We start from the raw sequence: 21,204 nt of genomic DNA on the forward strand, positions 1-21,204 counted from the left end.
TAGCCTCAATTATTTATTTTCATCAGAGAACATGATTTCACGAATATAATCAGTCGGCATGTCCTTATCTGTCCACAACTTAAACGAAGCGGCACCTTGGTCAATCATCATGCCGATTCCATCAAAGATATGTTCAACACCAGCTTTTTCGGCAACTTTCATTAACTTAGTTGTCCTTGGCGCATAAACCGTATCAAAGACAACCATATCCTTATGGAACCATGACGGATCTTCAACCAAAGTTTTATCTTCTAACGGCTTCATACCAACACCAGTTGCATCACAATAAATATCACTGCTGGCGATTGCTTCCTTAAAGGCAGCTTGATCTGCTAAATCCGTCAAAGAAACTTTACAGTCTGTTTTTTCTCTAATGATTTTGACTGTCTTCTCAGCCCGAGCCCATTTATCATCTTTAATATTAAAAATTTTAATTTCTTTAACACCGTCTAAAGCTGATTGAACAGCAATTGGCGTTGCGGCACCGCCTGCACCAGCCAAAGTCATGACCTTATCTTTAATATCAATTCCTTCATCTTTAAGTGATTGAACAAAACCAATGCCGTCTGTTGTATAACCAGTTAAAATCCCATGATCATTAACAATCGTGTTGACAGCATCACACATTTCTGAAGCCGGTGATAATTTATCCAAATATTTGATAACCTCTTTTTTATTAGGCATTGAGACATTTGAGCCCCGCATATCTAATGTACGAATTGCATCAACAGCTCCTTTAAGCTTATCATTGCCAATTTCAAAACAAAGATAGGCAAAATTCAATCCTAATTTTGCAAAAGCATTATTATGCATTGTCGGTGACATTGAATGCCGAATAGGGTATGCCATTAACCCAATTAAATAAGTATGTCCATCTAACCAGCCTGTAATCGGTCCATTTACACCTGTAATTTTATTAGTCATTATTTTTCTCCTTAATAAATTTAATCTTACTTACTCAACACACCAGAAACTGCCGCTGCACTATTTTTTATTTTGCACTATAACAATTAGTATTGTCAGCTGCTTCAGTTCCAGCAACAAAACCAGATGCGTAACTCCATGAATTCATCATGCTTGGCATCGAATCATGGCCATTAGCACCACCAACAATTTCACCAGCAGCATAAAAATTGGCAACTGGTTTAAACGCAGTATCGAGTAACTGCATTTTTTCGGTTGTTTCATAGCCGCCCAAAGTAGTACAAAAACGTAACTTTTGTTCAATCACATAATATGTATCACCTTCAAATGTATGCATAAACTGAGCAGGGCGCCCAAATTCCAGATCTTTTCCCGTCTTAACATAATTTTCATAATTATCCAGCGTAGTTTTCAAATCAGCATAATCAATACCAGACTTTTGTGCAGCTTCTTTCAAGCTTCCCTTAACCAGTACCGGACTCTTTTGTCCCTCTAAAGCAAAGAACCCTTCTACTTCATCTGCGGTAAATCCATACTTAAGCAGCAGTTCGTAAAACCGCTCCCACGTTCTTTGATCCATCACAATAAAGGCAACTTGATCTTTTTGCGCGGCAATTGCGTCCCTGAAATGCGTATATGGCGCCGATTCATTGACAATCCGCTTACCTGCATGATTAACAAAAATCGCACCCATGTCAGTTGCTTCTTTTGTTGAATAGGTTGTCAGCTTGGCAATTCCAGGTGTAACTTCCAATCCATGCGGGTAAATCTTATACCAGTCAAGATTACGCGTTGCCAGGTTCATATTTTTAGCGAAATCAAAGTAATCTCCCGTTGAAGTCATCGGACCGTAATACGGAATCGTTGTCTTATGCTGCTTGTAGTCTCTTGCGCCCCAGCCACCGGCAGCCATGATTAATGATTTAAAATTAATGGTGGTTGTTTGGTGCTTGCCTTTAGCAACTAACGAAACCAATTTACCCGTGCTATCTTTAGTTAACTGTTCCACTCTTGCATCAAATAAAATTTTGCCGCCTTTTTCTTCAAAAGCCTTAGCTACTTTGGTCACAATCTCATAAGAGCTTTGCGTTGGCATTTCTACTTGCCGGTCAACAGTGTGTTCAACCGTTTGCGTTTCGGCTTTTTGATACTTTAAATTGGCAAATTCAGAAATGAAGTCAATCGCCTTGCCAATATTATTAACCAGTAATTTAGATAATTCTGGATAATTAGTTCCCCGGCTCTCACGCGTGATATCTGCAAGCAAAAGTTCAGGTGAATCTTTTTTAGCATCTTCTTTAAACAACTGCTCTGCTATTTTCGAATCTGTTGCCACGACGTTCGAGCCATTTAAAATTGTCGCACCGCCAAGGTAGCCATTCTTCTCTAAAACTACAACACTCTTACCTAATGATAATGCACGTGCTGCAGCCATCAATCCAGCCATTCCCGATCCAATTACCGCAACATCAACAGTAAGTGTTTTTTCTTCATAACCGGCATTCTTCGAACTTGTTGCTGCTTGAAAGTGATTTTCAGCCAATGCTTTTTTACCGGAATCAATTATCGCTTCAGTCATAATTGATGCACCAGAAACGGCATCTACGTCAAAACTTTGATTAGCAATAACTTCTTTTTTTAATTTTGCAAATGCCTGATCAAAAATTGCCGGTGTTTCTGAACTTTTAGTCACCTTAAGATCATCAATATGCTGCTTAGTAACATCAATTTCAAAGTCTATTTGGCCATTACGTCCAGTTGCTTGCGCCTTTATTTTTTTATCTGTCATATTAAAGAAGCTCCTTTTTTACAAAATTTTTATCTATCCTTCAATATTAAACTGACGGCTACGGCTAATTAAAACAACTGCCAAAATTACTGAAATAAGTGTAATAATTGCAGTAATCCAAAATACAAGTAATGTACTGACTGCATTAGCTTTTAACACAAAGGCTGCCACTAATGGTGCCACAAAATAAACAACTGCGGGTGCAAAACTGTAGTAAGAAGTGATCTTCCCGTGTCCTTGTGGAAAGTACGACGTTAACACTGATAGACCAACTTGCCAAACTCCACCTGCCGCAAAAAAGCCAACTAGCAGCGCCCCAATTTCACCTGCAAGCAGTGAAGGTTTTAATACCATAAACAGTAATCCTAGAGCGGAAATAGTAGAATAAATTGCAATTAAGTACAAGCGTTTAATTTTTGTAACCAAGGCCGAGGTCACAAATACTGAAATTAATGATGCAATTGAATACCAAGAAACTAATTGATTAGCATTAATGGCCGATTCCTTTAACACATATTGGCCATAATACGGTGCATACAATGAAAAAATATAAAAAGTAAAGCACAGAGTAAAACCAAGTGTAATAATCATTGCGCCATCAACTGCTAATTTAGGCTGCTTGCCACTTTGTTCAGCAGTACTTGCAGCAGTTTCCTTTGCTGTTTCAGCCTGCGGTGCAAAAGCCGCTCTTAACGTAATTATGCCGTCAAGAACCAAAAGTGCTGTTAAAGCAAGAGCAGTAACCTTAGGATCTTTAACTAGCTTTACCCAAAACGGAAACAGCATTTGCATTATCTGCATTGCAGCCTTTACAAATGAATTCATCGTCGCAGTTTTATCAGGAAACGCATCTGCCAAAGCCGGATAGCCTGCAGTATCGCCAAAAGAATTAGTAGCGCCGAAAAACATGGCAGCAATTCCAGCAATCCAAACATTATTGGCATAAGCTGCACCAAGTAAAAATATGATATCGCAGCCTAGTGCAATAAGTAACGTTTTTCTACGACCAATCTTATCAGAAATTGCTCCAGCAAATAAAATTGTGATAATCCGGCCAAGTCCAACCATCGCCATGACAATCGAAATTGCCATTCCACTGGCATTCCAAGCTTTAGCTAATACTTGCCGGTACTGACTAATAAAAATAGTGGCTGCTCCAACTGCTGCGTAATTCAAATACACAGACGTTGCAGCACCTATATAACTTTTATGTTCTTTCATAAACCTACCCTCTTAAATCAAAACTTTGTTAACGCATACACAAGTTAATATACCCCAATTTCAATAATAAGAATAATTGATTATCCCTTAATAAATATATATTATAACTATATTTAAAAGCGCCATCATTCTTGCTCTGACTTAATCTTTTATTGAATAACTAAAGAAAAGAACAACCATTTCCCAAATTTTAATTAAACAGGTTTACTAAATAATACTTATGTAACCAAAAATTAAAAATTGTTACTACAATTGTTAGTAAACAGGTTAAATTAGGCCAAACTTAAAGCGAAAACGAGGTTAACCCTTACTCATTTATTCCTTAACTAGCCATGAATGGTACAACTTCACTTTTTTATTACTTATCTTTATTGCTTTTGTTTAAGCTATTATAATTTTTCTTGATACTTAAATGATAAAACTGGGAGCGAACAATAAGCGGCAGGTTTAGGCAGCATAAAAATACCGGTGAAGAAACAATATCTTCACCGGCAATTATTATCAGAGTCGCATTTTTCAAATTTCTTATTTTAAATTAAATCTCTCAATGATCAAATCAACATATTCTTTCTGAGCGGGATCGGTAATTTTAAACTGCTTTATTGTTCCTGAAATCGGACGCAGATTTTCATCAACAGCCACATAAGTAAATACAGCCTCACCAATTAGCTCAGTTTTATCTTCCGTAAGATTTACCCGATTAACAGCCGCATAAATCGTCATCGTTTTGGGGGTTGTTTTTATAAGCGAAATACAAAAATTAAGGTGATCGCCAGCATAACTTTTTTTCAAAAAAACAAATTTATCAATTCGTCCAGTTAAAATTCGTGTATGACAATACGAATTAGCAAACAATCCCATTGCTGAATCAACTTGGTCTAAGATTGTTCCTCCATGAGTAATATTCATATGGTTCAGCATCTTTGCTGTCACAAAATAATCTCCCATTTGTCGTTTAAAAAATTTATTACTCATTATGTGCACTGCCTACCTTTCAGCCATTTCTTTTAAAATGTACTTTTTTATTTTACCATTTGCTGTTCTAGGCAGAGAAGCAAGTACCCATAATTTTTCCGGCCAAAATTTTTTATCTACATTATGATTTGCTAATTCAACCAGTAAGTCTTCTTTAGTTAACGTGATGTTAGCATCCAACAAGACAATAAAAGCACCTATTCTTTGACCCAGGCGTTCATCAGGAACCCCCAATACTGCCACTTCTTTAATATTTTTGCATTTTTTTATCTTATCTTCAACTACTTGTGCAGAAATGTTTTCACCGCCACGAATAATTTTATCACTATTGCGACCATCAATTTCTAACAGTCCTTGCTGATTGTAATGGCCCACATCCCCGGTGACAAACCATTCGCCATCAAATGACTGCTTTGTTTTTTCTAAATCCAAAAAATACTCTTTAAAAATAACCGGCCCAGCTACTTCGATTATGCCTTGAGCATTGCTTTCGGTAATTAATTTGCCAGATGCAACTAATCTTGTTTTAACCTTCTCAATTGGTTTGACAGCCGTTGTCATCTGTCCTTGACTTACAAAATATTCTGCTGGTGTGTAACTAAATGGAACAGCTTCAGTCAGACCGTAGCAATTATACAAAGGAATTTGCCTTTCCTTAGCTTTCAACAAAAGTTTAGGCTTAATTTTATCACCACCACAGATTAACTGCTTTAATTTACCCAAATTTTTAACTTTAAACAAGATGTCATACATAATCGTAGGTAAACTATCAATATACGTGATCGGATACTTAGCAATTAATTGCGCTAATTTGTCAACTTGATAGTGTTTCATAATCACTATCGTACTGCCCGCAATTATTGTAGAGATCAAGCCATGATGAAAGCCAATCGCATGATACATTCCCGACGGCATTAAAATCATATCACTACTTTTAATGGCAAAAGCTTTGTTATAGCCATATTCTGCCTCTAAAACATTTTTGTTAGTTAATACAACCCCTTTAGGTGCCCCGCTTGTTCCTGAAGTATTTAGAATTACAAGCGCTGCATCCTCATCACTAGAATTATCATTAATGGCAGAAAGAGACTGATTGTCTTTAACAAATATTTTCAGATCACCAGACTCACAAGTTTGATAGTGGGGTATTTCGTTGAGGTTACATAATGTATCACGGCCGCGAATTGATTTTTGGGCAATAATTGCAAAGGGATTAAACCGCTTGACCAAATTTTTTATTTCTTCGACATCAAAATGTGGGTTCAACGGGTTAATTATCACTTTTAATTTTATACAGGCAATGATCATTACAATATTTTCTACATCCAACTCAAATTGTAAAGCGACCAAGCTGCCTGCCTTAATACCTAAACTAAGTAAAAATTTCATTTGCTCATCAACTAACTGAGCAATTTCGCCATAAGAATAACTCCGAGCTTCATTTATTAAAAATGTATTTCCCGCACTTGCTTCTATTCTCTTATCCCATAAAGCAGCAACAGTTTTTACATAATTCTCACCATTCATTTTTATACCTATAAAAGAGCAATTAATTTTTCTATTACTTCATTAGCATCGCCAATTATTCCGTAATCAGCTAATTTAAAGATTGGCGCTGTTTTATCAGTGTTAACCGCAACTACACATTTTGCTTTATTCATGCCAATTGTATGCTGGATTGCACCAGAAATACCAAAGGCATAATAAACATCCGGCTTAACAGTCAGGTTAGATATTCCGATCATTTTGCTAGAATTTACCCAGCCCTGATCGGTAACAGCCTTAGTTGCACCAACGCTGGCATTAAGTTTTTGGGCCAGCACCTTTAACGCATCAAACTTGCTGGCTGCACCCAAGCCTTTACCCCCAGCAACGATTACTTTTGCATAAGCTAAGTCATTATTAGAATTATTATTAGCAGTATAAACTGCCCCAGCGTTATGATTTACCTGCCAATCAACCACATTCACATCCGCAGTTTTGCCATTGCGCGTCAAGCCATTGAGTGCAACAGAAATAATGGCTTTTTTATTCAAAGGAGTTTCACAAAGCACCTTGCCTTGATTAATTATGCGGTCAACACTTGTTTCATTAGGCTTTTGATTGATTTTTTTCACATGCGGCACAAAAGCCGTTTCAAGAACCGCGGCCAGCCTTTGCCCAACACTATTACCCAGCTTATTATCATCGGTAATTAAAAAATATTCTTCTTTATCCATAAAAATATTCTTTAAAGTTGCAAGCATGGCCTTGAAATCTGTCAGACAATATTGTTCATTGTTATAAATAGTTGCTGGAATACCTGCCTTTGCATATTTGTCTTTGATATCCGCCGCATGATTACTAAAAACTAAAACTTTCACAGGATTAGCAAAATTACTGCTTAATCCGGCTAAAGTATTAGTATTATGCCCTTCATCAATATTCTTATCTTCTATTTGAATATAATATATAGGAGTCATTTTTAACCTCACTTAAGAACACCGTTTTCTTGTAAAACAGAAATTAATTTTTCAACAGCTTGTTTATCATTATTTAAATCAAAGAGCACTTTTTGATTTTTATCCTGATTAGCCTTAATTTCACTATGCTCTTTTGCAGCGTTTTTTAAGTTAATTTCCTCAATCGGTGTATCTAAAGCTGTTTCCAAAGAAAAGAAATTCGGCAAACGGGGGGTATTCACTGCACTTGATAATGAAATCACTGCAGGTAAGTTAAACTTGCCGTTGACTTTACCCTTATCAAATTCGGCTTCAAAGTCAAAACTTGTTTCTACTTTCATAATATTATCATAATAGTTATAATTTAATTTTTGTGCAATTAACGCAGAAATATCTATCATATTTTTAGTATCGCCTGTCAGAATTAAATCATACTTCTTATGTTGCCTCTTCAAATACTCCACAAATTCAGTGGCCATTTCATTTGCCTGCAAAGGATCATTAACGTCCAATCCAGTAAACTTAGTGGCTTGCTTTGCTCCTAATGCCAGTGCTTCGTGCAAGCAGCGGTCAGCCAGAATACCCTTTTCAAAAGAATAAGCATCAATTTGACCATTATTTGCTTCTGTCAACCGCAAACCATACTCAAGTGAACTTTTATCACTTGAACTTAAAAACAAATTTTCCGAATGAAAAGTCACCTTATTTTTGTGAGTTGTGTATGCGCTATTATCTGCCACATCAGTTTTCACAATAACCGCAATTTTCAATTTCATCACCTCAATTTCTTAATCCTGATAATGTTTCTGAACTTCTCGAGCGATCGTCATTCTCTGAATTTCATTTGTTCCTTCCAAAATTTGAAATCCCTTGACATCTCTCATCAGTTTTTCAACAGGGTAAGCCTTTGTATAGCCATAGCCGCCCAAAATTTGAACAGCATCAGATGTAACTTTTTGTGCGACATCCGTCACATAAAGTTTAGTCATTGCGCCTTCCATTCGAACTGACTGGTTTCTATCCATCATTTTCATCGTGTTGTTAACTAGCAAACGTGAGGTTTCAACCGCAGTAGCCATATTTGCTAACATATTTTGCACTGACTCAAACTGCCCAATTGCTTGTCCAAATTGCATACGCTCATTAGCATACTTGCCTGCTTCATTTAGTGCTCGCTGCATGATTCCAACAGTAAGCGTAGACACATAGGCCCGTGATAAATTCAAACTACTTAATGCAATATTAATTCCGCGGCCTTCCTGCCCAAGTAAATTTTGCGCAGGAACATGAACGTCTTTAAAACCTAAAGGCACCGTATTTGACAGTCTCAATCCCATCTTATCTTCATGTTTGCCAACCCAAATTCCGGGCGTATTCCGATCAATCATAAAAGCAGACAAGCCGCGATTGCCATTATTCGACGTTCTAAAAATGCCAATATAAACGTCTGCTATTCCACCATTAGTTGCAAAAGCTTTATTTCCATTTAAAATATACTCATCGCCTTGACGGCGGGCGGTAGCCTTCACAGAACCGGCATCAGAACCGGCATCAGCTTCTGACATTGTAAATGCCGCAAAACGGCCGGGTTTTAGAATATCCGCTAGTTTTTGTGCCTGCTGCTTTGTCCCAGCAAGCATCACACATCTTAAGGCGACAAATGAGGTAATTAACGTTAACGCATAGCCTGCATCGTATTCTGCCAATTTTTCAAAAACTAAGGCTGAATCTTCAAAAGACAGACCTGCTCCGCCATATTCTTTAGGTATCTCTAACATGTGAAGTCCTAATTTCATGGCAGGTACAAATGATTCTTTAGGACAATCACCTGCTTGATCACATTTTTTTACGAATTCGGGATTTAAAAAGCGATCGCCAAATTCTTGGGCTAAGTGAATGTATTCTCGTTCTTTTTCTGTATACTGTAATGCCATCTATCCTTATCCTTTACTTAATTGGCTCACCGAGATGATGAACTCCGTATGCAGCTCCATCAGCTAGCATTTGCGCAATTTTTTCTTCACTGTAGCCCAAATCATCCTTTAAAACTTCACAGGTATCAGAGCCCTGAGCACGCGAAGGAGTTAGCTTAGGCTTACCTTGAGAACTAAAACGAACTGGATTAGTCGGAATAAACCGTTTGGCACCAGACGGGAATTCCATCAATCTAATTTCGTCATTATCTAATGCTTCCGGATCCTGATAAATTTCTTCCGGAACTTGACATGCTTCAAGTGGTAAATCTTCTTTGCCAAATAAATCGATCCAATATTTTAATGGCTTTTTCTTAAATGCATCTTCCAAAATCGCAATTACTTCGTTGCTTGTACCATTGGCATTTAGCGTGTCCATTTTGTTATAACGCGCATCACCTTTAACATCATCCCGACCAATGTCGTGCATAACTTTGTCAAAGTCACGGTCATATTCAGGAACACAAAGTACAAACCAGCGATCATCTGCAGTTTTGTAAGTATCATTGAACGGATTGGTTACTTCTTTACGGCTCTTAGGATATTCATTACCATACTGCGCAGAAACCATCGCAATATTTTGCATAAAGATTGCCGCATGATTCAAATTAACAGTAACCTTATCACCCTGACCGGTCCGCTGTGCTTGAAGTAAGGCAGCACAGATCCCTGCAGCTAGCGTCATCGATACTTGAAAATCGCCATAGCCATTTACCGGATTATATGGGTTGCCGCCTTTATCTACAGTGGTTCCTTGAACACCACCTCGAGCTTGGTAAGCAGTAGCGTCATAACCGGCAGCATCCCTTTTAGGACCAAATTCTCCGTAGCCACGGTCTTGAGCAAAAACTAATTTAGGAAATTCTTTATGCAATTCTTCCCAAGTAATCCCCATGTGTTCCAAACTTTTGGTTCTAACTGAAGTTAAAAACACATTCGCGGTCTTGAGCAAGTCTTTAAATGCCTGCATTCCTTCCTCAGTTTTCATGTTTAGTGTCACAAAGCGCTTGTTCATGTTTGAAACATCAAAGCCCAGGTTTTCGTCATCCTCATACTTCATTCCAAATACTGCGCCTTGTGTACGGCCAGCATCACCCTTAGGAGCTTCAACTTTAATAACATCGGCCCCCCATTCGCCTAATACTCGACCAACAGTTGGTGCTGCTAAAAATTGTGTCAGATCAATAACTTTTATACCTTTTAAAATTTCATTAGCCATAATATTTATCTCCAAATTTATCTATATTTAATTAAAAAGAAGGTCAAATCAAAAAACTTCTTGTCTTTGAATTCAACCTCCTTTTACTATATCAATCTTAATTACTTAAAATTAAAGACTAGTAATTGGCGTATGACCACCATCTTTAATTAACAAGCGTCCCACAGTTAACCGTTGAACTGAACGTGGTCCCTCTTCAAGCCACATAGCACGACAGTCACGGTACAAACGTTCAGCTGGACCGTAAGGGTTGTCTTGGAAGTAGCTAATTCCGCCGAATATTTCCATCATGTAATCAGAAACAAGCTTAACGGTATTGATACTTTCTAATTTTGCCATCGATGCTTTCTTAGTAATGTCCTTACCTTCGTCATAATCTTTTGCTATATCCCAAAGCATTAGGCGCAATGCATGAATACGTGAACCCATATCAGCTATTTCAAAAATAATTGATTGCCGTTTACATAGCGGTTTGCCAAAAGTCACACGGTCTTTTGCATATGCAATTGACATCTCTAACATTCTTTGTGCCATTCCTAAATTGGAATCAGCAATATGAGCGCGTGAAAGTGACAGTGATGAAATAGCCACTTTCATCCCTTCACCACGTTTCCCTAACATATATTTGTCAGGAATACGCATATTAGTAAATTTAAGATCAGCGTGTCCGGCACCACGGCACCCCATCATTAAAGGCATTTCGTTTGCTTCAAATCCTGGCGTATTGGTTGGTACCCAAAATGCAGATAACCGTTCATCACCAACCTTATCTGGATCGGTAACAACAATTAAGTATGTAAAGTCGGCAACATCGGCGTGAGAAATCAACGTTTTTTCACCATTAATTACCCAATCATCACCATCTTTAACTGCTAAAGTATGCAAATCAGCGCCGGTACCGCCGCTTTTTTCAGTTAAAGCAAAATTGGCAAAAATTGTCTTATCTTGAAATTTATTCATATACTTATCTTTAAGTTCTTTGCTACCAAAGTTATCCAAGATTCGCCAATTCATATCAGAAGCATGATGCAAATGCATTCTAATACCACCTTGCGTCCTAGAAAATTCTTCCTGAACTTGCAAGATCTGTTTTTCACTTAATCCCCAACCACCATATTGCTTAGGTAAAGCAAAACGATACAGGTCATGCTTAATCGCAATCGGAAAATAATCTTTAGGAAACTTCCGGTTTTCTTCAATGTATGGCGTCATGCGATCAAATTCGTTTTGTGCCAGGTGTCTAATCTCTTTCAAATAATTTTGAAAATCTTCATCAGACATCGACTCACCCGGCTTTGCCTTATGCATAATCGGTGTTTCTTCATACGGTGGCATTGTGTGCAACTTTTTTTGCTCAGACATAATAGTCTCCTTTTAATAATTTAGTGTTATTACGCAAATTTTTGCGTATTTCATCTTGACAAGATTCATTATCTAAGCAAAAATTAAGTTTGTAAAATTGATAACAAAGTCGTAACTATTATTTTTTTTAATATTTATAAATCTAAATAACAATATTTTTGCAAATCACAATGTTTTTATCACTTAAATATCGAAAAGCTCATAGTTGACTATCGCTCATAACTTAATAACCATACAGTTTAAAAGTGCTATAAAATTCAGCTATATGTTTATAAATAAAAACGAAAGCGCTTTTTTGAAAGAAGAAATAGTATTTAACCGTGAGCTATTTAAGCAATTATTGCTTCTGAGGTTAAAATTATGAATTTGAATCAACTCTATTATTTTCGTGAACTAGCCGAACAAAGACAATACACCAAGGCAGCAGACAGTTTGTTCATTAGCCAGCCTACTTTATCCGTTTCAATAAAACAGCTAGAAACGGAATTACATTGTAAATTATTTAAACATTCTGGCCGATATGTTCAATTAACGAAATATGGTCGTATTTTTTACAATACTGTTATTAACTCATTAAATGTTCTGGACAATGGAAAAAAAGAAATCAAGCAAAAAGTTAGTCAAGATCAGGGTAATATTAATATCGCTGCTATTCCCACAGCTATCGGGACATTATTACCGTATCTAACTAAAGAATTTCAACAAGAAAGTACTGTTGCCCCTCATTTTATTTATCATGACAATCCTTCATACCAAATTTGTGAAGGAATTAAAAATGGGTGGTATGACATTGGTATTTGCTCTTTTGTTCCCGAATATAGTTCCTTTACCTATGTTCCGCTTTACACTGAAGAAATTATTGCCATTGTTTCTAAAGACAATGATCTGGCTCAACTCACTGAAATCTCCCCTGAAGAATTACACGGTGAGACTGTTATTACCTATTCCCAAAAAATTCAAATTGGTAAAGACGTTACTAATGCACTTTTGGCAAATGCCTCTGACTTAAACATTATCAATCGCTTGCATGATGAGCTAGCTATTACAGGTCAAGTATTAACAAATAATGTCGTAGGGATAGTGGCTAACACCATTTATCTTAGTGGTTTTGATATCCATAAAATCAAAGTAACACTGCCGCCAAATACACGGCAGGTATATTTGGTTTATGATTCCCAGCAACAATTTTCACCAGAAATTATTGATTTTATTGATTTTTTAAAAAAGAATAAGAATAAAATTCAAAAAATTGTTGATCAATTTTTAAACGTAAAGAAATAATTATGACAGAATTTATTACTTAAGCTTAGGCAGTAAATTCTGTCTTTTTTTGATATAAAGGAAAAAAACACCCTGTTAGCATAACGCTACAAGGTATTATCAACGGGATTAACTATCCACTCATTCTTAATATTTTTAGAGGGCAACAATTATTTTAGTTTATTTAGTATTACTGCCATTCCATCATGATTATTATCCGAAGTTATCACTCTAAACTTTTTCTTTAACTCGCTTGGAGCATTCGCCATCAAGACCGGATGCCCCACTACTTTAAGCATTGCCTCATCATTATAGTTATCGCCAAAAGCCCAGCAATCTTCAAGCGGGACGTTAAATTCCTGCGCCATTACCCTGATACCGTCACCTTTGGATACTCCCTTAAGCACAACTTCAAGCAAATTAGGTGCTGATTTAATCAAACAAAGTTTTGGATAACGCGGCTGTAATTCATCTTTCATCTGATCAAGTTTTTCTGGCTTACCCAATATCAAAACCTTATGGACACCGCGTAAATTTTTAATTTCAGCGATAGAGCTCGGTCTAGCCTGAACCGCAACTATTTTTTCTTCCTGCCTAATCAACTGACTTTTATGAATTGAACAATACCAGTCATTGCCACTATAAACACTCCACGAGCAGCTTTCAATAGCATTTTCTTCAACATACTGACAAATTTCCAGTGCCTGCTTTGCGGTCATAAATTGTGAACTTAGCGGACGACCCATTTCATCTATGACTAATGCACCATTATATGCGATCATCGGACAGGTTTTCATTACTTGCCCAGCAGCCGTCATGATTGCCTGGGGCATTCGTCCTGATACGGGAATAAAGACATTGCCAGCAATTATTTGCTGACGAAGCGCGATGCGTGTTTTTGGCGTAACCTGTAAATCCGAATTAAGTAAAGTACCATCAATGTCTGAAAAAATTAGTTTAGCCATTTTTCTCCCCAATAAATTTTACTAGCAACTAAAGCTATTTTAGTGGTTGCATTCACATCAGATCAACCACTTGTTTTATATAAAAAATATTTATTATTGCTATTTAATAACGAAAATTTATAAATCTATATGTTTACAACTTTTTGATGACTTTCAGTTGATCTAATATTGAGCTAACTTTAATGACTTGAGCTTAGCTTTCGGCTAAATTAAGCCTAGTTAAAATAAATAATTTTAATTTATTATGAGCCTGAATCATACAAATAAAATAATATCTTAGATTTATTTACCGAGCCAAGCGGTTAATTTATTAGATTTTTCCTCTTCATAAATAACAATAAGATAAGAATATTATTTTTTGATAGATAACAATTTTTATTATAGAACATAATTAATTATCCAATTATTTCCAATGTACTATTGCAATAAATTAAATTTAAAATTAAAATAATAACTGAAAACTTATATAAAATATAGGAGGCTTAATCATGAATTTAAAAAATAAGCGTAGCGTACTTGTCAGCAGCGCAACTATCGCTAGTATCCTAAGTGGTTTAGTCTTAACGGACAGTATGCAAACCGCCCAAGCCGCTAAAATTAATACTACACAAACAGTAAAAGCTGCAGTCAGAACCGCTAAAGTTACTAAAAGGGCCTATCTGTACAACAAACATGGTAAGCTTGTTAATAAAAAAGCTTTAGAAAAAAACAAAAAAATTAAAGTTCACGGTACCAAAATCATTAAGGGAAAAATGTTTTATAACATCGGCCATGGTGAATACGTACCGGTTACCAGAGTCAAATTAGCTAAGAACGCTAAAATTACCAAAACTGCTGCTCTTTATAACCACGAAGGCAAAAAGATCGGCAATAAAATACTTAAAAAGGGTAAAAAGGTTATAGTTTACGGTACCAAGACTATTAAGGGTAAAAAGTATTACTTTTTAGGTAACGGCAAGTATATTCTTGCTAAGAATGCAGCAATTAGAAAGAAAACAGTTCCCTCTAGCCACAACAATAGCGAGACAGTAAAGCCTGGGAACTCCTCCGGTGGCAGCAGTTCCAGTGATGGTGCGTCTAATCCAGGAAATTCCTCCGGTGGCAACAGCTCAAGTGGTGGTTCATCTAATCCAGGAAATTCCTCCGGTGGCAGCAGCTCAAGTGGCGGTGCGTCTAATTCCGGAAACTCTTCGAGTGGTAACAGCTCAAATGGCGGGTCTTACAATCCCGGAAGCTCCTCCGGTGGCAATAGCTCAAGTGGTGGTGCGTCTAATCCGGGAAATTCCTCCGGTAGCAATAGCTCAAATGGCGGGTCTTACAATCCCGGAAACTCTTCCGGTGGCAACAACTCAAGTGGCGGTGCGTCTAACCCGGGAAATTCCTCCGGTGGCAACAGCTCAAATGGCGGGTCGTCTAACCCAGGAAACTCCTCCGGTGATAGCAGCTCAAGTGGCGGTGCGTCTAATCCTGGAAATTCCTCCGGTGGCAGCAGCTCAAGTGGCGGTGCGTCTAATCCCGGAAATTCCTCCGGTGGCAGCAGCTCAAGTGGCGGTGCGTCTAATCCCGGAAATTCCTCCAATGGCAACAGCTCAAGTGGCGGTGCGTCTAATCCCGGAAACTCTTCCGGTGGCAGCAGTTCAAGTGGCGGTGCGTCTAATCCCGGAAACTCTTCCGGTGGCAGCAGCTCAAGTGGCGGTTCATCTAATAATGATACAGATACGTCAACCGTACACAATAACGCGGTTATGATTCTGCCTAAAGGATATACCCGTAAAGCACTGTATAAAGCATACAAATTAGATAATCCACCTAAAAATGTTGATCCCGACTTTATAAATGCCTGCAAACAAGGCGTACGAATTAATAATTTTGACCGCTCCAGAACCATTGATCAGGCTGGTGATGATACAACTACCGTTGACCCAACTCATTTAACTCCGGACCAACAGACAGAATTATCGACTTTCGCCTTACAATTAATTAATCAGGCTAGAACTTGCCTAAATTTGCATCCTTGGATTCAAAGTACGGGTACTCAGCAACTTGCTAATGATATTGCTGATGAATACCATAAAGATAACCACTTAAGCAAGAATGACCATGATGTTGCGGGAATTATTCGTGCAAGTAAGAAAAATGGTCTAAACATCGATGATCAATATATTGAAGATTTGACTGCTTGGAGGCCTTTTCCAAATGGCAGCACAATGACGATGTCACAACTAAAAAAGCATGTTTATCTTGGAGTTAAGCAATGCTTATTTGGTTTCACTCCAAGTATCGTTTATGATCTTACATATGCTGATAGTGAAATTGACAAATCACAGAACTATTCTGAATGGCGGCATGCTGGTGACTTATTGAGTACGGGAGAGAATTATGGCTATGATAGTTTTAGAAATTACTTTGCTCTCAGTATTTCTAGTTCAGCCTTATCAAGTAGCGATCCAAGTAGCGATAATGAGCTGGCTGCCCACTTTATTAGTGTTTCGTCAGACTTTATTAACGGCTATTATGGCCAACTGCACCACTGCACCTTTGATCCGGGTAAGGATCCGACCACAAATACAGTTATTGTGGTACCGAATGCAGGAGATGAAATTGCTCAAGAGTTCTCAATCACTGACCTTAGAAAAGAATTTATAAAAGCACTTAATCAGAAGCGCACTACCTCTGGTCTAGCACCTGTAACTGAAGACCCGGCCCTTGATTTAGAAGCACAAAACATGACAGATAAAGGCCCTGGAACTCAAGTTTACACCCGTGAAGTGCCTAACCAGCTTCTAAAAATTGGTACTGGTAGTGGCGGCACTTTCCAATTTAGCCCAGATCCAGCTACTACTGCAAATGACCTAATAAATACGTGGGGGACCCTTATGGAGTCCAATATTACAACTGTCGGGCTTGGAGCAACAGTACAGCCAAATGGAAGCCTTTATTGTTACTATGAGGCAAGTTACTAGCTTTAAAATTTTACTTAGGATTAGTTCTCGATATGCTATCGACGTTAATTTTTAATAAATAGCAATTAAAATAAAAGCATTATAAATCTATGCATTATATTTATACTCTAAATAGCTGAAGACAAGTATAAAACTGAGAAATTATAATTTTTAGTTTAATTAAATAACATTATCACAATAAAAATAGTTAATTGCCTAATTATTTCCAATGTACTATTGCAATAAATTAAACTTTCAATTAAAATAATAACTAAAAGCTTATAAAAGATATAGGAAGTTTAATCATGAATTTAAAAAATAAGCGTAGCGTACTTGTCAGCAGCGCAACTATCGCTAGTATCCTAAGTGGTTTAGTCTTAACGGACAGTATGCAAACCGCCCAAGCCGCTAAAATTAATACTACACAAACAGTAAAAGCTGCAGTCAGAACCGCTAAAGTTACTAAAAGGGCCTATCTGTACAACAAACATGGCAAGCTTGTTAATAAAAAAGCTTTAGAAAAAAACAAAAAAATTAAAGTTCACGGTACCAAAATCATTAAGGGAAAAATGTTTTATAACATCGGCCATGGTGAATACGTACCGGTTACCAGAGTCAAATTAGCTAAGAACGCTAAAATTACCAAAACTGCTGCTCTTTATAACCACGAAGGCAAAAAGATCGGCAATAAAATACTTAAAAAGGGTAAAAAGGTTATAGTTTACGGTACCAAGACTATTAAGGGTAAAAAGTATTACTTTTTAGGTAACGGCAAGTATATTCTTGCTAAGAATGCAGTGATTAGAAAAAAAACTGTTACCTCTAACCACAACGATAACGGGACAGTAAAGCCTGGGAACTCCTCCGGTGGCAGCAGTCCCAGTGGTGATTCTTCTAATCTGGGAAACTCTTCGGGTGGCAACAGCTCTAGTGGTGATTCTTCTAATCTGGGAAACTCTTCGGGTGGCAACAGCTCCAGTGGTGGTTCTTACAATCCCGGAAGCTCCTCAGGTGACAGCAGTTCGAGCGGCGGTTCCTCTAATAATGATACAGATACGTCAACCGTACACGATGACGCGGTTATGATCCTGCCTAAAGAATACACCCGTGAAGCACTGTACAAAGCATACAATTCTGGTTACCCAATAGCTGAAAATGTTGACCCTAACTTTATAAATGCCTGCAAACAAGGCGTACGAATTAATAATTTTGACCGCTCCAAAGCTATTGATCAGGCTGGTGACGATACAACTATCGTTGACCCAACTCATTTAACTCCGGACCAACAGACAGAATTATCGACTTTCGCCTTACGATTAATTAATCAGGCTCGAGCTTGCCTAAATTTGCATCCTTGGATTCAAAGTACGGGTACTCAGCAACTTGCTAATGATATTGCTGATGAATACCATAAAGATAACCACACAATAAATGAGGATCATGACGTTGAGGGGATTATTCGTGCAAGTAAGAAAAATGGTCTAAACATCGATGGTCAATATATTGAAGATTTGGCTGCTTGGGGATATTCTTCAAATGGTAGCACAATGACGATGTCACAACTAAAAAAGCATGTTTATCTTGGAATTAAACAATGCTTATTTGGTTTTACTCCAAGCAGTGGTTATGATCTTATATATCCTGATAGTGAAATTGACAAATCACAAAACTATTCTGAATGGCGGCATGCTGGTGACTTATTGAGTGCAGGGGAGAATTATGGCTATGATAGTTTTAGAAATTACTTTGCCCTCAGTATTTCTACTTCACCAAGTAGCTATGGCAAGGAATTTGATGCCCACTTCATTAGTGTGTCGTCATATCTTATTAACGGTGATTATGGTCAAAAAAACCACTGTACCTTTGATCCGGGCAAGGATCCTACCACAAATACAGTTATTGTGGTACCGAATGCAGGAGATGAAATTGCTCAAGAGTTCTCAATCACTGACCTTAGAAAAGAATTTATAAAAGCACTTAATCAGAAGCGCACCACCTCTGGTCTAGCACCTGTAACTGAAGACCCGGCCCTTGATTTAGAAGCACAAAACATAGCGGATAAAGGCCTTGGAACTCAAGTTTACACCCGTGAAGTGCCTAACCAGTTACTAAGAGGAGGGGGTAGTGGGCTAAATTTCCAATTTAGCCCAGATCCAGCTACTACTGCAAATGACCTAATAAATACGTGGGGTAACCTTATGGACTCCAATATTACAACTGTTGGGCTTGGGGCAACTGTACAGCCAAATGGAAGCCTTTATTGTTACTTTTTAACTAACTAGCTTTAAAATCTTAAGATAAGAAAATTGTTATCTTTTATCAGATAGCAATTTTTTTATTATACAAGTTTGGCTAACACGCTAGCAATCCCGCCATGATCGATTATTCACCCCCCTCTATAAACCCTACCGTAAATTGTCTATTAAAATTGAGTGACCTATAGCTTCTACCATCTTTTTACCTTGACTAGAATGTATAATTATTTATAATCTATTTCATCCAGTAGCAATGCTTAAAAAATGAATTTAGTTTTTTTTATCCTCAAAAATCTTTAATTAAGTTTATTTTAACGATTACATTATTACTCGGCCAGCCTTTTATCCCAAATAGTAAAACCATAAAGCCAGCTTTTAGCTTTACTTTTGCGGGTATAATTCGTATTTACAAATAGTTTTGCGAGTGCTAAAGTAGAGTAGTTGTTAAATTTTGTATAAAATACGAACATTAAGTATTTGAGGAGAAAAAATGAATTTTATTAAGAGTTACTTTCAGCTCGACAAATACAATACCAGTGTTAAAATTGAATTTCTCGCTGGATTAACTACTTTCATCAGCATGTCTTACATATTATTTGTCAATCCTAGTGTTTTGGGAGCCAGTGGGATGGACAAAGGCGCTGTTTTTACATCAACAGCATTAGCCAGTGCCTTAGGAACGGCTATCATGGGTATCGTTGCTAATTATCCCATTGGTGAAGCGCCAGCTTTAGGGATCAACGCCTTTTTTGCTTATACAGTATGTATCGGCATGCACGTTTCATGGGAGACAGCACTTTCAGCAGTTTTTGTTGCTTCAGTTATTTTTGTCTTAATTACCTTATTTAAATTAAGAGAAAAAATCATTAATGCTATTCCCGCGGATCTAAAATTTGCCATTTCTTCCGGTATTGGCTTATTTATTGCTTTTTTGGGCTTGCAAGACAGCGGCCTAATCGTTGCTGACAAATCTACTTTAGTTACCTTAGGTTCATTACATAATCCTCTTGTTTGGATCTCAATTTTTGGTTTATTAGTAACTATTATTTTAATGATTTTAAATGTTCCAGGAGCTATTTTCATTGGGATGGTGCTTGCATCGATCTTCGGTGTCTGCACTGGACAGATTGCATTGCCGCACAAACTTATTTCCCTTGCGCCAAGCCTTGCTCCGACTTTTGGCCAAGCCATTTTCCACGTCAAAGACATTAACTCATTACAAATGTGGGTTGTTGTCTTGACCTTCCTACTTGTTACTTTCTTCGACACTGCAGGTACCTTAATCGGCCTTGCACAACAAGCAGGCTTTATGAAAGACAACAAAATGCCGCGGGTTGGACGTGCTTTAACAGCCGATTCCAGTGCGATGGTTGTCGGTTCTATTTTAGGAACATCTCCAATTGGTGCTTTCGTTGAATCAAGTGCCGGAATTGCTGTCGGCGGAAGAACCGGGTTGACAGCTGTCTTCGTTGGTATTTTCTTCTTAATCTCAATGATCTTCAGTCCACTCTTAGGTTTATTCACCACCCAAGTGACTGCCCCAGCTTTAATCATTGTTGGTGTACTGATGGCCCAAAATACCGCCCACATTCATTGGAACAAAATGGAAATCGCTGTTCCTTCATTCCTAATTTTATTAGGAATGCCACTTACCTACTCCATTTCCGATGGTTTGGCATTAGGATTAATTACCTACCCAATCTGTATGGTTGCTGCTAAGCGTGGCAAAGAAGTAAGCCCAATGATGTGGATTCTCTTTATCGTCTTCATCATCTTCTTATGGGTACTGAATTTCTAAAATGACTAAATATTGAAAAAAGCAAATCTTTATCGATTTACTTTTTTTATTTCCCAGGTAATAATCATTTATTCTATTCT

Annotated in this window: 15 protein-coding genes; 4 read left to right on the plus strand and 11 right to left on the minus strand. The window is 37.5% G+C overall.

What is annotated here, in order from left to right:
* Window positions 1-9 precede the first annotated feature (9 nt).
* From PT285_RS10865 to PT285_RS10910, 10 genes are all read right to left on the minus strand, one after another.
* On the minus strand, window positions 10-924 hold the full coding sequence (locus PT285_RS10865) for a shikimate dehydrogenase (protein ID WP_277150488.1): 915 nt from the start codon (window positions 922-924) through the stop codon (window positions 10-12).
* Window positions 925-991: 67 nt separating this feature from the next.
* Window positions 992-2,713 (minus strand): FAD-dependent oxidoreductase, encoded by a 1,722-nt coding sequence (locus tag PT285_RS10870; protein WP_277150489.1) that lies wholly within the window; start codon window positions 2,711-2,713, stop codon window positions 992-994.
* A 33-nt stretch (window positions 2,714-2,746) separates the two neighbouring features.
* Window positions 2,747-3,934, minus strand: a complete 1,188-nt coding sequence (locus tag PT285_RS10875; RefSeq protein WP_277150491.1) for an MFS transporter — start codon at window positions 3,932-3,934, stop codon at window positions 2,747-2,749.
* A gap of 525 nt (window positions 3,935-4,459) precedes the next feature.
* Entirely contained in the window at window positions 4,460-4,909 is a 450-nt protein-coding gene (locus PT285_RS10880) for an acyl-CoA thioesterase (protein ID WP_277150493.1), read from the minus strand.
* A 12-nt stretch (window positions 4,910-4,921) separates the two neighbouring features.
* Window positions 4,922-6,436, minus strand: coding sequence for an AMP-binding protein (locus PT285_RS10885; RefSeq protein ID WP_277150495.1), 1,515 nt, complete (start codon window positions 6,434-6,436; stop codon window positions 4,922-4,924).
* A gap of 8 nt (window positions 6,437-6,444) precedes the next feature.
* Complete coding sequence (locus tag PT285_RS10890) at window positions 6,445-7,371, minus strand: electron transfer flavoprotein subunit alpha/FixB family protein (protein WP_277150497.1); 927 nt, start codon at window positions 7,369-7,371, stop codon at window positions 6,445-6,447.
* 8 nt (window positions 7,372-7,379) lie between these two features.
* Window positions 7,380-8,126: a hypothetical protein gene (locus tag PT285_RS10895; RefSeq protein WP_277150498.1), complete on the minus strand. Its 747-nt coding sequence runs from the start codon at window positions 8,124-8,126 to the stop codon at window positions 7,380-7,382.
* A 12-nt stretch (window positions 8,127-8,138) separates the two neighbouring features.
* Window positions 8,139-9,284 (minus strand): acyl-CoA dehydrogenase family protein, encoded by a 1,146-nt coding sequence (locus PT285_RS10900; RefSeq protein WP_277150500.1) that lies wholly within the window; start codon window positions 9,282-9,284, stop codon window positions 8,139-8,141.
* Between the two features lie 13 nt (window positions 9,285-9,297).
* Window positions 9,298-10,542, minus strand: a complete 1,245-nt coding sequence (locus PT285_RS10905) for a CaiB/BaiF CoA-transferase family protein (protein WP_277150502.1) — start codon at window positions 10,540-10,542, stop codon at window positions 9,298-9,300.
* 111 nt (window positions 10,543-10,653) lie between these two features.
* Window positions 10,654-11,904 carry an acyl-CoA dehydrogenase family protein gene (locus tag PT285_RS10910; protein ID WP_277150504.1) on the minus strand — a complete coding sequence of 417 codons (1,251 nt, stop codon included), beginning with the start codon at window positions 11,902-11,904 and terminating at the stop codon, window positions 10,654-10,656.
* Between the two features lie 360 nt (window positions 11,905-12,264).
* On the opposite strand from PT285_RS10910, the gene PT285_RS10915 reads away from it, so the two are divergent.
* A complete protein-coding gene (locus PT285_RS10915) occupies window positions 12,265-13,185 on the plus strand; it encodes a LysR family transcriptional regulator (protein WP_277150506.1) in 921 nt (306 codons plus the stop codon).
* Window positions 13,186-13,334: 149 nt separating this feature from the next.
* Here PT285_RS10915 and PT285_RS10920 read toward each other — a convergent pair whose 3' ends face one another.
* Window positions 13,335-14,129 (minus strand): Cof-type HAD-IIB family hydrolase, encoded by a 795-nt coding sequence (locus PT285_RS10920; RefSeq protein ID WP_277150508.1) that lies wholly within the window; start codon window positions 14,127-14,129, stop codon window positions 13,335-13,337.
* Between the two features lie 488 nt (window positions 14,130-14,617).
* Between PT285_RS10920 and PT285_RS10925 the strand changes: the two genes are divergently transcribed.
* The 3 genes from PT285_RS10925 (at window position 14,618) to PT285_RS10935 (ending at window position 21,124) form a co-directional block, all read left to right on the plus strand.
* On the plus strand, window positions 14,618-17,092 hold the full coding sequence (locus PT285_RS10925) for an SEC10/PgrA surface exclusion domain-containing protein (RefSeq protein ID WP_277150510.1): 2,475 nt from the start codon (window positions 14,618-14,620) through the stop codon (window positions 17,090-17,092).
* Window positions 17,093-17,376: 284 nt separating this feature from the next.
* Window positions 17,377-19,353, plus strand: a complete 1,977-nt coding sequence (locus tag PT285_RS10930) for an SEC10/PgrA surface exclusion domain-containing protein (RefSeq protein WP_277150512.1) — start codon at window positions 17,377-17,379, stop codon at window positions 19,351-19,353.
* A gap of 463 nt (window positions 19,354-19,816) precedes the next feature.
* Window positions 19,817-21,124: an NCS2 family permease gene (locus tag PT285_RS10935; protein WP_277150514.1), complete on the plus strand. Its 1,308-nt coding sequence runs from the start codon at window positions 19,817-19,819 to the stop codon at window positions 21,122-21,124.
* Window positions 21,125-21,204 lie beyond the last annotated feature (80 nt).

Source organism: Lactobacillus sp. ESL0791 (genome assembly GCF_029433255.1).
GTDB lineage: Bacteria > Bacillota > Bacilli > Lactobacillales > Lactobacillaceae > Lactobacillus.

Coding starts and splice junctions, on each gene's coding strand:
- PT285_RS10865 (WP_277150488.1), bottom strand. CDS start 924: ATGACTAATAAAATTACAGGTGTAAATGGACCGATTACAGGCTGGTTA.
- PT285_RS10870 (WP_277150489.1), bottom strand. CDS start 2,713: ATGACAGATAAAAAAATAAAGGCGCAAGCAACTGGACGTAATGGCCAA.
- PT285_RS10875 (WP_277150491.1), bottom strand. CDS start 3,934: ATGAAAGAACATAAAAGTTATATAGGTGCTGCAACGTCTGTGTATTTG.
- PT285_RS10880 (WP_277150493.1), bottom strand. CDS start 4,909: ATGAGTAATAAATTTTTTAAACGACAAATGGGAGATTATTTTGTGACA.
- PT285_RS10885 (WP_277150495.1), bottom strand. CDS start 6,436: ATGAATGGTGAGAATTATGTAAAAACTGTTGCTGCTTTATGGGATAAG.
- PT285_RS10890 (WP_277150497.1), bottom strand. CDS start 7,371: ATGACTCCTATATATTATATTCAAATAGAAGATAAGAATATTGATGAA.
- PT285_RS10895 (WP_277150498.1), bottom strand. CDS start 8,126: ATGAAATTGAAAATTGCGGTTATTGTGAAAACTGATGTGGCAGATAAT.
- PT285_RS10900 (WP_277150500.1), bottom strand. CDS start 9,284: ATGGCATTACAGTATACAGAAAAAGAACGAGAATACATTCACTTAGCC.
- PT285_RS10905 (WP_277150502.1), bottom strand. CDS start 10,542: ATGGCTAATGAAATTTTAAAAGGTATAAAAGTTATTGATCTGACACAA.
- PT285_RS10910 (WP_277150504.1), bottom strand. CDS start 11,904: ATGTCTGAGCAAAAAAAGTTGCACACAATGCCACCGTATGAAGAAACA.
- PT285_RS10915 (WP_277150506.1), top strand. CDS start 12,265: ATGAATTTGAATCAACTCTATTATTTTCGTGAACTAGCCGAACAAAGA.
- PT285_RS10920 (WP_277150508.1), bottom strand. CDS start 14,129: ATGGCTAAACTAATTTTTTCAGACATTGATGGTACTTTACTTAATTCG.
- PT285_RS10925 (WP_277150510.1), top strand. CDS start 14,618: ATGAATTTAAAAAATAAGCGTAGCGTACTTGTCAGCAGCGCAACTATC.
- PT285_RS10930 (WP_277150512.1), top strand. CDS start 17,377: ATGAATTTAAAAAATAAGCGTAGCGTACTTGTCAGCAGCGCAACTATC.
- PT285_RS10935 (WP_277150514.1), top strand. CDS start 19,817: ATGAATTTTATTAAGAGTTACTTTCAGCTCGACAAATACAATACCAGT.